General features: G+C 59.8%; 11 protein-coding genes. 6 read left to right on the top strand and 5 right to left on the bottom strand.

Going from position 1 to position 14,541, the window contains the following annotated elements; translation table 11 throughout:
- Window positions 1-269: 269 nt before the first annotated feature.
- Window positions 270-1,301: a Fe(3+) ABC transporter substrate-binding protein gene (locus MRS74_RS18480; RefSeq protein ID WP_254581756.1), complete on the bottom strand. Its 1,032-nt coding sequence runs from the start codon at window positions 1,299-1,301 to the stop codon at window positions 270-272.
- 214 nt (window positions 1,302-1,515) lie between these two features.
- Window positions 1,516-2,232: a 16S rRNA (uracil(1498)-N(3))-methyltransferase gene (locus tag MRS74_RS18475; RefSeq protein ID WP_254581755.1), complete on the bottom strand. Its 717-nt coding sequence runs from the start codon at window positions 2,230-2,232 to the stop codon at window positions 1,516-1,518.
- A 283-nt stretch (window positions 2,233-2,515) separates the two neighbouring features.
- On the opposite strand from MRS74_RS18475, the gene phbB reads away from it, so the two are divergent.
- On the top strand, window positions 2,516-3,265 hold the full coding sequence (phbB, locus tag MRS74_RS18470) for an acetoacetyl-CoA reductase (protein ID WP_254581754.1): 750 nt from the start codon (window positions 2,516-2,518) through the stop codon (window positions 3,263-3,265).
- A gap of 104 nt (window positions 3,266-3,369) precedes the next feature.
- On the opposite strand, the gene MRS74_RS18465 is transcribed toward phbB, so the two are convergent.
- Complete coding sequence (locus tag MRS74_RS18465; protein WP_254581753.1) at window positions 3,370-6,216, bottom strand: DUF349 domain-containing protein; 2,847 nt, start codon at window positions 6,214-6,216, stop codon at window positions 3,370-3,372.
- A gap of 163 nt (window positions 6,217-6,379) precedes the next feature.
- Window positions 6,380-6,844 carry a YchJ family protein gene (locus tag MRS74_RS18460; protein ID WP_254581752.1) on the bottom strand — a complete coding sequence of 155 codons (465 nt, stop codon included), beginning with the start codon at window positions 6,842-6,844 and terminating at the stop codon, window positions 6,380-6,382.
- A 171-nt stretch (window positions 6,845-7,015) separates the two neighbouring features.
- Here MRS74_RS18460 and sbcB point away from each other — a divergent pair, with 171 nt between their 5' ends.
- Both sbcB and MRS74_RS18450 read left to right on the top strand, forming a co-directional pair.
- Window positions 7,016-8,479 (top strand): exodeoxyribonuclease I, encoded by a 1,464-nt coding sequence (gene sbcB / locus MRS74_RS18455; protein WP_254581751.1) that lies wholly within the window; start codon window positions 7,016-7,018, stop codon window positions 8,477-8,479.
- Complete coding sequence (locus MRS74_RS18450) at window positions 8,476-8,853, top strand: hypothetical protein (RefSeq protein ID WP_254581750.1); 378 nt, start codon at window positions 8,476-8,478, stop codon at window positions 8,851-8,853. Before sbcB ends, MRS74_RS18450 begins: the two co-directional genes overlap by 4 nt.
- A 108-nt stretch (window positions 8,854-8,961) precedes the next feature.
- On the opposite strand, the gene MRS74_RS18445 is transcribed toward MRS74_RS18450, so the two are convergent.
- Window positions 8,962-11,817: an insulinase family protein gene (locus MRS74_RS18445; RefSeq protein WP_254581749.1), complete on the bottom strand. Its 2,856-nt coding sequence runs from the start codon at window positions 11,815-11,817 to the stop codon at window positions 8,962-8,964.
- Between the two features lie 250 nt (window positions 11,818-12,067).
- On the opposite strand from MRS74_RS18445, the gene MRS74_RS18440 reads away from it, so the two are divergent.
- The 3 genes from MRS74_RS18440 to MRS74_RS18430 form a co-directional block, all read left to right on the top strand.
- Entirely contained in the window at window positions 12,068-12,448 is a 381-nt protein-coding gene (locus MRS74_RS18440) for a DUF6394 family protein (RefSeq protein WP_067379188.1), read from the top strand.
- Window positions 12,449-12,461: 13 nt separating this feature from the next.
- Complete coding sequence (locus MRS74_RS18435; RefSeq protein WP_254581748.1) at window positions 12,462-14,159, top strand: potassium channel family protein; 1,698 nt, start codon at window positions 12,462-12,464, stop codon at window positions 14,157-14,159.
- Window positions 14,159-14,541, top strand: a 383-nt coding sequence (locus tag MRS74_RS18430; protein WP_254581747.1) for a DMT family transporter, incomplete at its 3' end; no start/stop codon positions are given. The genes MRS74_RS18435 and MRS74_RS18430, both read left to right, overlap by 1 nt.

Genomic DNA, 14,541 nt, shown 5'->3' with positions numbered 1-14,541 from the left:
GCAAAAAGCGCTAGCAGCCTGTCGGGCTTGGCCGATCGTAACGAGGGAAAGACCGATTTGCGGCAGTTTTTGAGCTCTTTTGAGGCGAATAGTGGTTCTATTTAACAAAAAAGAGCTCGAAAAATGACCCCTCTTTACCGGAGAGAATCGGCTTTTCCGCAGTAGATCAGTGGTAAGTCTGACAGGCTGCTGGCCGGGCAGGCTATCGTTTTAGTTTGGTAATGTCGAGCCGGGCCGCCCGTGGGGCGATCCGGCTCGGCGCTGTCGGATCAGTTATCAAATCCGACCTTGTCAACCAGGCGGGATGCGACTGCGCGCAGCGGGCCCAGTTCATTCAGGCTGATTTCGTCGCCTTTGAAGTTGCCCATGTATTCTTCGATCAGGGCCGAGTTGGGTGTGCCGGGACGTACCGGGAACTCGGAGTTCACATCGGCGTAAATCGTCTGGGCCTTCTCGTCGGCCAGGAACTCAATCAGCTTGATGGCGTTTTCGCGGTTCGGTGCGTACTGGGTGACAGCGGCGCCGGAGATGTTCATGTGCGCGCCGCGGTCATCCTGGTTCGGGAACACCAGGTTGACGGACTGGGCCCATTCTTTCTGTTCCGGCTGGTCTTCGTTGGTCAGCATCTTGCCGAAGTAGTAGGAGTTGCCCAGCGCCAGATCACAGACGCCTTCCTTCACGGCCTTGACCTGGGAGCGGTCGTTACCCTGGGGCTTGCGTGCCAGGTTGGCTTTGAGGCCCTCGAGCCACTGCTCGGCGTAGGCTTCGTCGTGGTGCGCAATTACGGAGGCGATCAGGGACAGGTTGTAGGTGTGCTTGCCACTGCGGGTGCAGATACGGCCTTTCCATTTCGGGTCAGCCAGGTCTTCGTAGGTCTTTATTTCACCTTCCTGCACGCGATCCTTGGAGGCATAAATGATACGTGATCGGGCCGTCAGACCAAACCAGCGGCCTTCAGGGTCACGGTAGTGCTGCGGGATGCTTGCGTTCAGCGCATCGCTCTCTACGGCACTGAGCAGCCCCTTCTCAGTGGCATCGTACAGCGGGCCAATTTCAGCCGTCAGCAGGATATCAGCCGGGGAGTTGCGACCTTCATGTTCCAGACGCTCCAGCAGGCCATTGCCGGCGGTAACCAGATTGACCTGGATACCGGTTTCCTTGCTGAACTCTTCCAGCAGCGGCTGAATCAGGAATGCCTGGCGGTAGGAGTAAATATTGACTTCGTTGGCGGCCTGGGCGATAGACGCCGTGCTGGCCAGAGTCAGCGTGGCGGCGGCAAGGAGTGTACGGGAGCTTTTCATGCGTGAACTCACTTAGTCCGAAGAATTTATGTAAAAGATAATGCGAACAATTCTTAATAATATATCGGAGTCTGTCAAGGGGATGAGTATTATTCTCACTTGGAGACAGGTTTATCGGCGGGCCGGCTCGCGGCTATGCAGATGCGCAGGCAGGTGCTGGGTGAGTGCAGGCACTCTACTGGCCAGTGTCGAAGCCGCTTTAGGCTTAACGCTTTCATAGCGGCGGGAAGAGTCGCGCCAGCAATACAGGTACGGCGGTTTCGACACGCAGAATGCGCTGGCCGACGTGGATGGGGGCAAGCCCGGCCTGCTGCAGCTTTTCCACCTCGTAGCGGATGAATCCGCCCTCCGGACCTATGGCCAGGGTGGTGGGCGTCTGCTCGGCTGGCGGGCACTCAGAGGCCTCGTAGGGGTGGGCCACCAGGGCGCGGGTATCGGCAGCAATGGCAGGCAGTTCGTCCTCTACAAAGGGTTTGAAGCGCTTGTGCAGCGACACGTCGGGCAGTTGTGTGTCGCCTGCCTGTTCCAGCCCCAGCAGTAGCTGCTCCCGGATGGTATCGTCGCCGAGCAGGGGGCTGGACCAGTAGCTCTTGTCGACGCGGTAGGAGTTGATCAGACAGAGTCTTTTTACACCCATGGTCGCAATGGTCTGAAGCGTGCGTTTGAGCATCTTGGGCCTTGGCAGTGCCATGATCAGTGTCAGCGGCAGTGCTGTTGGAGGTGTCTCTTCAAGGCAGGTTTCCAGCTCGATACTCTGATCATCGACACTCAGCACGCGGGCGCGGCCGATAGCGCCGTTGAGCAGCCCCACTTTCAGTGTTTCCCCTGCCTCGGGTTGCTGTACCGCGCGGATGTGGGCGTAGCGCCGGTCGCTCAGGCGCACTCTGGCAGGCGCGATAAAATCGTCGTCAAACAGCAGGATCAGGTTCATGGCGGTAGAATGTATCGGGCTTGAGGAGTTTGGGGTGCGCATTGTATCAGAAGCGCGCTTGGCAGTCGGAGGCCAGGCCGGGCGCCGATTTGGCGTCGAGCTTTGCTTTTTGTCATATATCCGTAATTTTTTACGGGTATTGTCATCCGCCTGTAGCAAATGAAGTTGATTTGGCCACTGGGTTGGTATTATTGTCGTGTCACTTAGGGACGAGCTAAGCGATAGAGACTAGAATTATAAGTCGCCTTATAAAAAAGGAAATTGACACTATGGGGATGCGTATATGAGCAAGAAAATAGCGTTTGTTACCGGCGGTACCGGTGGTCTGGGTACGCCTATTTGTCGTTCTTTGGTAGATCAGGGCTTTACGGTCGTTGCAGGCTACAACAGCGGCGGCAAGCACGAAAAAGCGCAGGCGTGGCAGGAAGAGCAGCGCAAGGACGGCTATGAAATCATGATCGCCTACGGTGATGTGACCAATGCCGAATCCTGCGTTAAATGTATCGCCAACGTGGAGGAGCAGACCGGCGGTACTATTGATGTGCTGGTTAACAATGCGGGTATTACCCGTGATGGTCAGTTCAAGAAAATGTCCTGGGAACAGTGGGACGAAGTCATGTCCGCCAACCTGGATTCCATGTTCCACATGACTCGCGTAGTCATCAACGGCATGCTGGACAAGGGCTGGGGCCGTGTTATCAACATTTCCTCGGTAAATGCCCAGAAAGGTCAGTTCGGTCAGTGCAACTACTCCGCTGCGAAGGCGGGTATCCATGGTTTCACCAAGGCGCTGGCCCAGGAAGTGGCGCGCAAGGGTGTAACGGTTAACACTGTGTCTCCCGGTTATATCAAGACTGCCATGGTGGCAGCCATTGCTCAGGATATTCAGGACAAGATTACCGCGACTATCCCTGTGGGGCGTTTCGGTACGCCGGAAGAGATCGGCCGTCTGGTGGCCTTTGTCGCTGACGAGCAGTCCGGTTATATCACCGGTGCTGATCTGTCGATGAACGGCGGCTTGCACATGTCCTGATAGGGGACGCGCCTGGGCTCTGGTTTCGGTCAGGGTTTTGGGCTCCAATAAAAAATCCCGCTGATCGCGGGATTTTTTGTGCCTGCCGTTTGTGGTCGGCGGCCTTACAGCAAGCCTTTCAGCGGGCGGTAAAAGCGCTCTACCAGTTGCGGGTGGCGCCGTGCCATAGGCACACAGCGCCACTCGTATTCCAGCCGTTGCAGGTCCGCTGTGGTGACAGCCTCGCTCTGCTGTTCCAGCGCCTGCTGCAGGCGCTGCATCTGGTATTCCAGCCGCAGTGCCTGGTCATCCTCGGGCGACGAGAGTCCCAGAGCGATTTCCAGCTGAATGCACAGCTGTCGCAGGCGCAGGCCGGCGGCCTCGGTCAGTTCTGGCAGTAGCTCGGGCTCCTGCTGAACCTGTCGGGCCAGTGCAAAGCGCTGGTCGATCAGTTCGACATAGTCACTGCAGCAGTTGTTCAGCTTTTCCCAGCGAGCCTGCAGCTGCTCCAGCACTGCGGAGTCTGCGGCCTGTGCCAGTACCAGATCCTCAAGCTCATCGCACAGTTCAATGCGCAGACGCAGTGCCGTATAAGCGCTGGTATCCCGCAGTTGTGCAAGATCGGCGCGCTGGCGCTCGAGCTGCTGGCGGGCATCGTCAAAACGGCGCAGGTAGGGCATGCTGAAGTCTTCCTCCAGCTCGCAGAAGCGGGCGATGTTCTGTGGCAGCTGTTCGAGCTGGGCTCGGCTGCACGGACTTTCCAGCAATTGTTCCAGCTGGAGGCAGATCTGTTCTGCGCTTTCACGTTGCTCGACACGCAGCTTGCGATCGCGCTGCTGGCTGTCGCCCAGACGGGAAAACAGGGTGTCGCAGTGGGCGCGGAAATGCTTCCACAGCCGCTGTTCCTGGCTGCGGAAGGTCTTGCCCGCAGCCTTCCATTGCTGCTGCAGTTCCTTGGCCTGCTGTGCGGCCTGTTGCGGGTCTTCGGCGTCGCACAGGGCCTCGACCTGATCGACCAGGTCACGTTTGAGTTCCAGGCAGCTGTGATAGTGATCGTGCAGCGGGCCATCGAGCTGCTGCAGCAGCTGATTGAAGCGCTCCTGCGCCTGTTTGCCGGGGCCGCGGTCGACCGGGGAATAATGCTTCCATTCGTCCTTGGCGGCCCGGCTGATGGTATCGATGGCGCTCCAGTCTGCCTGCTCCCAGTCGATGCTGGCGATGTAGCTTTCCAGCTGATCGCAGATTACACCGCGCTGCACCAGGTTCTGGCGCCGGCGTTCGCCCTGGGCCTGGAAGTAGGCTTCGCAGGGCGCATAGGCCAGATCCGAGGCTTTCTTGAATCGGCGCCAGATTGCCTGGGCGTGGAAGGGGTCGGTGCTGTCGAGCAGTTTCCATTGCTGTTGCAGGCGGCGGATGGACTCGGCCAGTTCGGTGACCTCAAGCTCGCTGTCGATCAGGGCTTCCATGTCGGCGCACAGTTGCTCCTTTTTCGGCGTTACGGCGTAGCCCTGCCAGTCCTTGAGTTCCAGCAGCTGGGCATGCAGTTGCCTGAAGCGCAGATCCAGCGCCGCGCCTGTGTTGCCGTTCAGCATCTCCAGCGCCTGGGCGGCACGATCATGGCACTTGCCAGCCTGTTTGACGTGACCGTCCTTGATGGCCTGCTCCAGCTTGTCGAGCTGCTGCTGTAGGTCTTGCGCCAGTTCCTGCTCTTGCTCGCGCAGTGCCTTGTGGCGTATATCGATGGCCTGCAACCGCAGTTGCGCCTGTTTCAGCGTTTCAGGCTGCGGCAGTGCCTGGGGCCAGTTTATTTTCTGCAGCAGATTGCCGATGCGCTGTTGCTGTTTGCGCAGTACGGCCGGGCTTGCGTCTTCAATCGGCTGCGACAGCAGGCGCTGCAGATCGGCCTGGCTCTGCTGTAGTGTTGTGGCGCTGTTTGCTGTGCTCTTGATGCGACTGAGGGTCTTGCCCGGGTCCGGTGCCTCGCCAGCGTGCGCTGCATGGGGCAGGGCGTCCCATTGCTGCTGCCAGGCGGCCAGCTCGGCATCCAGGGCGGCCGTGTCCAGGCTGGCGTCAGCCAGGGCGTGGCGGCTGTGCTGTTCTATCGCTTCAAGCTGTTGCAGCAACTGGGTGCAGCTTTCCTTGTAGGCGGCCAGGTCACGCTGCTGCTGTGACTTGGCATCCGCTTCGGCCTGCACAATGGCGGCACGTTCGCGGCAGTTCAGCAGGGCCTGCTGAAAACGGCTTTCCAGTTCGTCTGCACTGGTTTCAAGTTTGAGCCATTCCTGGCTCAGGGCGTCGATGCGGGCACCGTAGAGTGGCATCAGTTCGCCTTCGGCCAATTGCTCCATGCGCTCCACGCGCTCGAGCCGGTCGGTCTGCAAGGCATCCCGGGCGCGGGCCTGATCACGCAGTTGCTGCAGCTTGTCCCGGGTGACCCGATACACCGCCTTGTCGCGCTGGCGCATCTGTCGGCCGACGCGCTCGAGTACCGCTTCGCTTTCCAGGCGCTCGGCTGCCAGGCGTCGCATCTGCGCGCTTTGGGCATTCAGTGTCAGTATTTCAAGATTGTTTTCATCGCGTACGCGCAAAACAGCGGCCTGTTGCAGTGCCGCCTGGCCGGTGTGAAGTGCGATATGGGTCAGCAGGTCCTGATCCTGGATATCCTGAATACAGGACAGTTGCTGCTCCGGTGACAGCGTGCTGGCTTCACTGGCCACCAGTTTGCACAGGCGGTCGGTGGCGACATGCCGGATGGAAGGATCCTGCTCGCTGGCCATGACGCGCAGCAGCAGTTCCGGCTTTTGCAGCCGTGCCACTGCAGCCTTGCGCACGTCAGGGCTCTGATCCATCTGAGCCAGCCTGGCGAGTATTTCCAGTTGGTCGGGGTGTTCCGTCAGCAGAGTGCTGATTGCACGTATCCGTACGTCCGCCTTGTTGCTTTGCCACTTGGGCCTGAAAAACTTCGCAAACATTGGTAGGGGGGTCCCGGCATAAGGGTTGGGCAGCATGATCTCGTTATGCTGCAGCGCGAAAGCTAGCTATTCTAAGACGCCATGGATGGCAGCGAAAGAGTTGACATCCATGCAAAATGGCCAATTACAGGAACCGAGCACCAATCCTGTTGTCTTCTCGCAGTTAATTTGCCGAGCCGGACAGGAATTTGGCGTCGCCATCGACATAGTACCAGCGGCCCATGTCGTCGCGCCTGAAACGCGAGCGTTCGTGCAGCCGCCCGGGTTCTTCAGCGCTGATGTACAAGGCTTCGAATTCCACCGTGCCGGTTCTGTCCTGCTCGCCACCGGCCTGAACGTCAATAATTCGCAGGCCTGTCCAGCGGGTGGATCTGAATTGCCGTTTAAGTGCACCGCGCTCGCCCGGCTGGCGCCGCTCCGGTGCCAGGGTATCAATCAGGTAGGATGCGAGCCCCAGTGCAAAGGCGCTGTAGCGTGAGCGCATCAGTTTTTCCGCGGTCGGTGCTGGCTGCTTGCCGCTAATGGCGGGCTTGCAGCAATCGCTGTACAGCCTGTCGCTCTGGCAGGGACAAGGCATGCCGGCGGCCATATCGGCCGGGTTAGCGGAGGCAGATTTCTTCTTCGACATGGTTATCCGTTGTGTTTGCCGCCATCCGTGCAGCTGAAATGGATCGACGCCGGCCGAGCTGTTAGGCTTTAATGCAGACTGTTGCCGGGCGCTCGCCCCTTAGTCTAAACAGGATCCGATGTGGCGTCTGCCGTCGGGTTGATCATTTTTATCAGGGAAGCTATCGATTCGATGTCTGTCTCCGCCACGCCGACTTTCTTCTGGCACGATTACGAAACCTTCGGCGCCGACCCCAAGCGTGATCGCCCGGCCCAGTTTGCCGGAATACGTACCGATATGGAGTTGAACATCATCGAAGAACCGGTGATGTTTTTCTGCAAACCGGCGGATGATTTTCTGCCTAACCCCGAAGCCTGCCTGATCACCGGTATCACGCCGCAGCAGGCGCTGGTGGACGGTGTCTGCGAGGCTGAGTTCATCGCCAGGATTCACGCTGAAATGGCCCGTCCGGGTACCTGTGGCGTGGGCTACAACAGTATCCGCTTCGATGACGAGGTGACGCGCTACACCTTGTACCGCAATTTCTACGACCCCTATGCGCGGGAGTGGCAGAACGACTGTTCGCGCTGGGACATCATCGACATGCTGCGCCTGACACGGGCGTTGCGCCCCGAGGGTATCGAGTGGCCGAGCTACGACGACGGTACGCCGAGCCTGCGCCTTGAAGATCTGACCCGCGCCAACGCCATAGATCATGGTCATGCCCATGATGCGCTGTCCGACGTCTATGCCACCATCGCCATGGCGAAACTTGTGCGCGAGCGTCAGCCCAAACTGTACGACTATGTGCTGAAAAACCGCGGCAAGCGTTCGGTGCAGGCATTGCTCGATGTGACCAGGCACAAGCCGGTGCTGCATGTGTCGTCGCGTTATCCGGTGGAGTGGGGCAACTGCGCCATAGTCGCGCCCCTGGCGGTGCATCCGGTCAATCGCAACAGCGTGATCGTCTGGGATCTGCGGGTCGATCCGACACCGCTGCTGAGTTTGCCCGCGGCTGATATCCGCCGCCTGATGTACAGCCGCAGCGAAGATCTTGAGCCCGGTGCGCCACGGATCGCACTCAAGCAGGTCCATATCAACAAGTGCCCCATTGTTGCTCCCGCTGGCATGCTGACGGCGGTTGAGGCCAAGCGGCTGCAGATTGACGGTGATAGCTGTCGCACGCACTTGCAGATCCTGCGCAGCTTTGACGGTCTGCAGGCTACTCTGGCAGAGGTGTTTGGCGAGAGTGATTTTGATACGCCGTCTGACCCTGATCAGATGCTCTACAGCGGCGGCTTCTTTGGCGAGGCCGATAAATCGGCCATGGCACGGATTCGCGCCTGCGACCCGCAGGAACTTGGCGCGCTGGAACTGGCGTTTCAGGATCCACGGCTGGAAGAAATGCTGCTGCGCTACAAGGCACGCAATTTCCCTAACAGCCTCAGTGATGATGAGCGGCTGCACTGGGAAGAGTATCGCCATCGCAAGCTGTTGGGTGACAACAGTGACGGCTATCTGGGGATGAAGGCGTTTTACGAGCGGCTGAATACGCTGTATCAGGCGCCGGAGCGCACCGATGAACAGCGTCGTATTCTGGAAGAGCTGAATGTCTATGCCGAAGCCATCTATCCGATGGAGGGCATGGACGGGTGAGAGCCCTGGCGCTTGGCTTCAGTTTGCTGAGCCTGCTGGCTCCACCGCTCTGGGGCGAAGAGGGACTGCCCTATGCGCTGACCGAGCCAGAGGGCTTTTCGGCAGGGTCAGTGAAGGGGCAAAGTGTTTATGACAACAAGGCACGTGGCAGTCTTGATGGCGAAGTCATGCCTGAAGTCCGGCCAGAGGATACAGGGCCCGGCCTGCCGGCACCCCATATAGTGCCTTATGCAAAAGCGCCTGATGACACCGACGTGCTGATCGGGTCTGTAAAAAGGCCCGCGGCGTCCAGCGGTGAAGACCGTGTTTTCGAGCAGATAAAGGCAGAGCCCGGCACGCCTTATCTGCAGGCGGCGGAGCCGTTGCAGGACTGATCCTGAACGCTCCAGGGCATAGCCGGGCAGGGCGCTTGGCGCTGGCGGCCAAATTCCGCCGCCATTTCTCTTAATCACCACCTCTTGTCAGATAACAGCTATGTGTGATCAGGCGCCGGGCACAAAGGCATCCGCTGCCCTGAGGGCGCTGATTGCCGTATCGGCGCGCCTGTTTGTTTCCCGGGTTTCGAATTTGGCGCGAATGCTCTTGCCAAAACTTCTGACCAGCAGGCTGCGTGCAGTAAGAGAGGCGAACTGACGCTGCAGATCCGCCACGCTGAGCGCTTCTATGGCGGCGGCGAGTTGCTCGCGGCTGTCAAAACCCAGGTCTCCCCGATCCAGCTCCTGCCAGTAGCGCCCGCTGCGCTGACTCAGGCTGGTTTCCTTTTGCAGCAGGCGGGACAGGGTGCTGGCTTTCACCTCGGCCAGGGAGCTGGCATCGAGCTGGCTGAACAGCGGTTTGATATCCCGCAGGAACTGCTCCATCTTTTGCTCCAGCGTCAGCGGATCCGCGAGCGGCGACTGCACCACCAGGGCGAGCCCCGGCACATTCAGCAGCGACATGGAGCTGGCGAAAACGACATAGCCCAGCTGCTGTTCGGTGCGCAGCTCGTTGTAAAACGGTGACGACAGCATTTCCCCCAGCAGCATGTAGGCGGCGCGGGTTCCAAGGTCGGTATCCTGCCCCTGCAGGTACAGGGTAACGGCGGAGTCTTCGTGCTCCAGCTCCAGCGTCTGTACCAGTGCCTCCTGCGGATTCAGCTGCACGACGTCGATACTGGCGGGCTTGGCCAGTGCGGCGTTGCTGCGCAGTACCTGGTTGACGGTATGCGCCATGGCGAGGGCTTCATCGGCCTGGCGATTGCCGTGGGACAGCACCCGCAGGCGGGTGTTGGCCAGCAGTCCGGGGACGAACCGCTGCAGCTGCGCGCGCGTAACCGATTGCAGCGCGGTGAGTTTCTGCTCGCTGGACCACTGCGGCAGCAGCAGGTTGTAAAGCTCGCCGGTGGTTTGACTATAGGGCGTGTCGTTACGCTCGTTGGCCAGTTCCTGGGCGTACTGCTGGCGAATCAATTCAAAGCGGCCGGCATCCAGCTGCGGTTTGACCATGGTGTGCAGCAGGGCATCGAGCAATACCGGCTGGCGCTCGTTGTAACCGGAGATGCGTACACTGATGCCTTTCATATGCGGATACAGGCTTACCGAGAGCCCTGCCAGTGCAGCGTCGTACAGGGTTTCGTTGAGCTCGTCGTTCACCATGCGGGTATAGAGCGCGGTCAGTACGGCGCCGGTGGCATCGGCATTGGCGGGCTGTGACAGCAGCGAGAAGTAGAAATCGGCCTTGGGGATGCGAAATTCACTGTCCTGCTGATGCCAGAGCTCAAGCCCGGCCTGGGACAGCAGCGCCCGGGGGCGGGTGCTGGCAGCCTGTGCCAGGGGCTTGAGTTCCAGGTCCTGTGCCACGTAGGGATTGAGCGGGCGGATGCTGAGCATGTCGTCGCCCGCAGGGTTGAGGCGCCACTGTGACAGCTGCGCATCGGACAGCGGCGTGATGCGATAGCCGGTCTGGTACCAGGGGTCGACCTGGTCGGTGTCCAGATCCTGCGCCTGCAGCGTGAGCTGCATGTTATCGGGGCGTACCGGCGCCAGAAAACGGCGGATCAGCTCGGCGTCGAAGTCCGCAAGCACATAGCCTGCATCCAGCACGTGAGCGGCTGGATATTCCTGCAGTCCGCGGGCCAGCTGGCGCACATAGTGAACGGGGGAGCTGGGCTCGACAAAGCGAAAGCGCGTAGCGTTTAGCTGGCGCTCTTCTGCGTAGAGTTGCTCGTCGATGCCGCTCTGGCGCAGCAGGCGCACATAACTGAAAAAGAGCGCCACTACCTGCTGATAATGCTCAAAGCCCTGTTCGGTAAGGTCAATATTGACCACCAGTGACGAGGCATTGGGCAGCTCCATGCCCTGTGATGCGCCCAGCTCATTGGCCCAGCCCCGGTCCTTCAGGGCCGACAGCAGGCTGCCCTTGCCTTCATAGCCGATCAGGCTCGACAGGTAATACAGCGGCTTCTGGGACCAGTAGTCCTTGACCGGCGGCAGCGGGAAACTCAGGCTCAGCTCGCGGGTATCGTCCAGGGTGCGGATATCGAGCCTAGCGGGCAGCGTGCCGGGCGTATAAAGCGGTGCGGTGTCGCGAAAGGGAGCGGCATCGAAGTTCTTTACATCGGCAAAGCGGGCCTCAACGAGCGCACGCAGCTCTGTGACGGGCTCGCGGCCCAGTACCACCAGTGTCATCAGATTGGCGGAGTAGTAGCGCTGGTAGAAGTCGAGCAGGTCCTGGCGCAATGCGCCGGGTTCATCGTTGGACAGCGTGTCCAGATTGCCGACATTGAACTGGCTGAAGCTGTGCTGCGGGTTGGTCAGGCGCTTGTAGGTGCTCCAGATGCGCCGGCTGTCGTCACGCAGGCCGCTCTGGTATTCGGAGTTGACGGCATTGCGCTCGCGGTCCACGTAGGTTTCGTTGAACAGCGGCGCTATAAAGAACTGCGCGAAGCGATCCAGCGCCGGTGTCAGGTTCTCAGCGCTGACATCGAAGAAATAGTTGGTGTTTTCATAGGATGTATAGGCATTGTGACTGCCGCCGCTGGCGCGGATAAATGCCTGGTAGGCGCCGGCCTCGGGGTATTTCTCGGTGCCCAGAAACAGCATGTGTTCCAGGAAGTGGGCCAGCCCCATGCGCGCCTTAGGGTCGGCATTGGAGCCGACATCCACATCCAGCGATGCGGCGGCCTTGTCGGTGCCGGGGTCCGATATCACCAGCACCTTGAGCTGGTTGTCCAGGGTGAAATTCAGGTAGTCGCGGGTGTCGTTGGGGCTGACGCTGATCTGGCCCTGGGCCAGTGCCGGCAGACTGAACAGCCAGAAAAACAGCAACAGCAGGGGGGCGGCGAAGTTCTTTTGTCTCATGGCGTCTCGGGGTCCTTGGGTGCCGGCAACAGGGTCAACATACTACTGAGCCTGCACATGACTTGTCACTCAGAGTTGTGAGCCTTGTGACTGTACCCCCGGTGCAAAGTTCGCTGGCGCCTGCATCAAGTCGCCAGGGCAGCAGCGCCCGCTGATTCTGCGCGCAGGCCGCTGTCGTGCGTGGCAGCGACGGGCTACAGTCGATACAATCGGGCATCCATCTGGCTGTTCGATCATGCAAGGGAATCCAATGAACCGTGAGAAAGTGATTTTTGCCTTCTTTATCGTGCTGGCGCTGACGCTGAACTTTGGCTTTTTCGTCGGTGATACGAGCAACCCGAATCACCATAATGTGTACGAGCTCTACGCTGCCCTGGTGATCAGCCTGATCTGCACTGTGCTTAAATTCGGTGATCGCACCCATGTCGGCGCCATGATGCTGGCTACCAGTCTGGTGGCGGATCTGCAGCTGGTGGCCGCCGCGGTTATCTGGGGCTACGCCGCCCAGGTGGGCGGGGGTGTCGACGAGCTGATTCTGGCCAGTGTGGTCTCGCTGTCGGGCGGCGCGCTCATGGCCAATATACTGTCGGTGGTGTTGCTGGTGGTCGAGACCGTGATGGTCCGGCGCTGACAGGCGCTCCGCGATGAATGATGTCATCTATATACTGCTGCGCCGACTGCGGGCACCGCTGATCACCCTTATCGTGGTCTATGCGGCGTCGGTGCTGGGGTTGGTGCTGATCCCGGGGGTGGATGATCAGGGGCAGCCCTGGCGCATGGACTTCTTCCATGCCTTCTACTTCGTCTCCTTTATGGGGTCGACCATCGGTTTTGGCGAGGTGCCTTACCCCTTTACCGATGGGCAGCGCTTCTGGACCCTGGCCTGCATCTACGCCACGGTCATTGCCTGGCTGTACAGCATTGGTACTCTGTTGACGCTGCTGCAGGAGCCAGCCTTCGGGCGCCTGATGCGCAGGCGTTCCTTCGTCACCGAGGTACTCCGGTTGCGGGAGCCGTTTTACCTGATCTGCGGCTACGGTGTTACCGGTTCCCAGGTGGTAAAGAAACTGGCGGCGCGGAACATTCGCACCGTGGTGCTGGACCTGAAGCAGGAGCGCATCGACGCCCTGGAGATGGACGGTCTGTCGATTCGGGTGCCGCGCCTGTGTGCCGACGCCTCCCTGCCCGATGTGCTGCACGATGCCGGCCTGCGGCATCAGCATTGTATCGGTGTGCTGGCGCTGACCAACGATGATCAGGCGAACCTGGCCATTGCCATTGCCAGCAAGGTGCTGGTGCCTGAGCGGATGGTGATCAGCCGTACTGAATCCGATGTGACCACCGCCAACCTCGACTCCTTTGGCACCAATCTGGTGGTGGACCCGTTTCGCTCCTATGCCGAATACCTGGTACTGACCACCCACGCCCCCTATACCCATCTGGTGTACGACTGGCTGCTCAATCCTTTGCACCGCCATATGGCGACGGCCAACAAGCGCATGGAAGGGCGCTGGATCATCTGCGGTTATGGTCGTTTTGGCCGCGCGCTCTGTGGGACCTTCCGGCAGGCCGGTGTCGAGCTGACGTTGATCAATGAGGGCAGTGACGATCTGATACCGCCGCTGCACCGGGTGCGGGGCATCGGCACCGAGGCCGTGACGCTGCAGGATGCTGGCGTCGGCGATGCCGTCGGTATAGTGGCCGGCACCTTTCACGATGCCGACAACCTCTCGATCATCATGACGGCGCGGGCGCTGAACCCTAAGCTGATCACGGTGGTGCGGCAGAATCTGGGCGAGAACGATCTGGTGTTTCAGAGTTCGCGTGCGGATTTTGTGATGGAACCCGGCCGGATTATCGCCAACCGCATTCTGGCGCAGATCAAGACGCCACTGTTGCCGGTGTTTATCGAGCGCATGCTGCGCGAGCACGACGATGTCTGGGCCCATGTACTGCTCAATCGCATGAGTCATGTGGTAGGCGATCGGGAGCTGGACAGCTGGGGCATCCGGCTGTGTCAGGAAGACACTCCGGCGCTGCTGATGCGCCAGCCCGGGCAGACGCTGAAACTGCGTACCCTGATGAAGGATCCGCGCGATCGTACCTGCAGCCTGGCCTGTCTGGCGCTGATGCACCGGCGTGGCACCGAGGTGCGGCTGCTGCCGGGCGAATTGTGCGAGTTGCAGGAGGGGGACGAATTACTTTTTTGTGGCTTGAGTGAAGCACTGCATCAAATGGAGTGGACAGTGAATAATTACAACTTGTTGCAATATCTGCTTACCGGGCGGGAAAACAGCGATAGCTTGCTGTCGCGTTTGCTGAATCCGGGAGGCAGGCGCTGATGGCTCAGCTGTTGCTGGTGTTTACCGTGCTGTTTTGGGTGGGTAACTCGGTCATGGCACGGGCGATTCACCTGGAGTTCCCTCCGGTAAGCCTGGCCGCCTCGCGCTGGACCCTGGCCATGCTGATACTGCTGCCCATAGTGCTGCCGCGCATTAGGCGCGAATGGGCGGTGATCCGCGCCAACTGGCCGATCATACTGCTGCTCTCGATACTGGGCGTTTCCTGCTTCAACACCCTGATTTATACCGGTCTGCAAACCACGACCGCGACCAACACCACGCTGATGCACTCTATGATTCCTGTGCTGATTCTGATTATCAGCCGGTTCTTTCTGCACCATGCCATCAGCTTGCGCCAGTGGGTGGGGGTTAGCCTGTCGAT

The sequence above is a fragment of the Marinobacterium sedimentorum genome, assembly GCF_024267675.1.
GTDB lineage: Bacteria > Pseudomonadota > Gammaproteobacteria > Pseudomonadales > Balneatricaceae > Marinobacterium_A > Marinobacterium_A sedimentorum.
The sequence above is the reverse complement of the archived record's forward strand: the minus strand, read 5'-3'. Positions and strand labels throughout refer to the sequence as shown.

What these genes read in the sequence shown, in the direction of transcription:
- MRS74_RS18480 (WP_254581756.1), bottom strand. Translation starts at nt 1,301, where the DNA reads ATGAAAAGCTCCCGTACACTCCTTGCCGCCGCCACGCTGACTCTGGCC.
- MRS74_RS18475 (WP_254581755.1), bottom strand. Translation starts at nt 2,232, where the DNA reads ATGAACCTGATCCTGCTGTTTGACGACGATTTTATCGCGCCTGCCAGA.
- phbB (WP_254581754.1), top strand. Translation starts at nt 2,516, where the DNA reads ATGAGCAAGAAAATAGCGTTTGTTACCGGCGGTACCGGTGGTCTGGGT.
- MRS74_RS18465 (WP_254581753.1), bottom strand. Translation starts at nt 6,216, where the DNA reads ATGTTTGCGAAGTTTTTCAGGCCCAAGTGGCAAAGCAACAAGGCGGAC.
- MRS74_RS18460 (WP_254581752.1), bottom strand. Translation starts at nt 6,844, where the DNA reads ATGTCGAAGAAGAAATCTGCCTCCGCTAACCCGGCCGATATGGCCGCC.
- sbcB (WP_254581751.1), top strand. Translation starts at nt 7,016, where the DNA reads ATGTCTGTCTCCGCCACGCCGACTTTCTTCTGGCACGATTACGAAACC.
- MRS74_RS18445 (WP_254581749.1), bottom strand. Translation starts at nt 11,817, where the DNA reads ATGAGACAAAAGAACTTCGCCGCCCCCCTGCTGTTGCTGTTTTTCTGG.
- MRS74_RS18440 (WP_067379188.1), top strand. Translation starts at nt 12,068, where the DNA reads ATGAACCGTGAGAAAGTGATTTTTGCCTTCTTTATCGTGCTGGCGCTG.
- MRS74_RS18435 (WP_254581748.1), top strand. Translation starts at nt 12,462, where the DNA reads ATGAATGATGTCATCTATATACTGCTGCGCCGACTGCGGGCACCGCTG.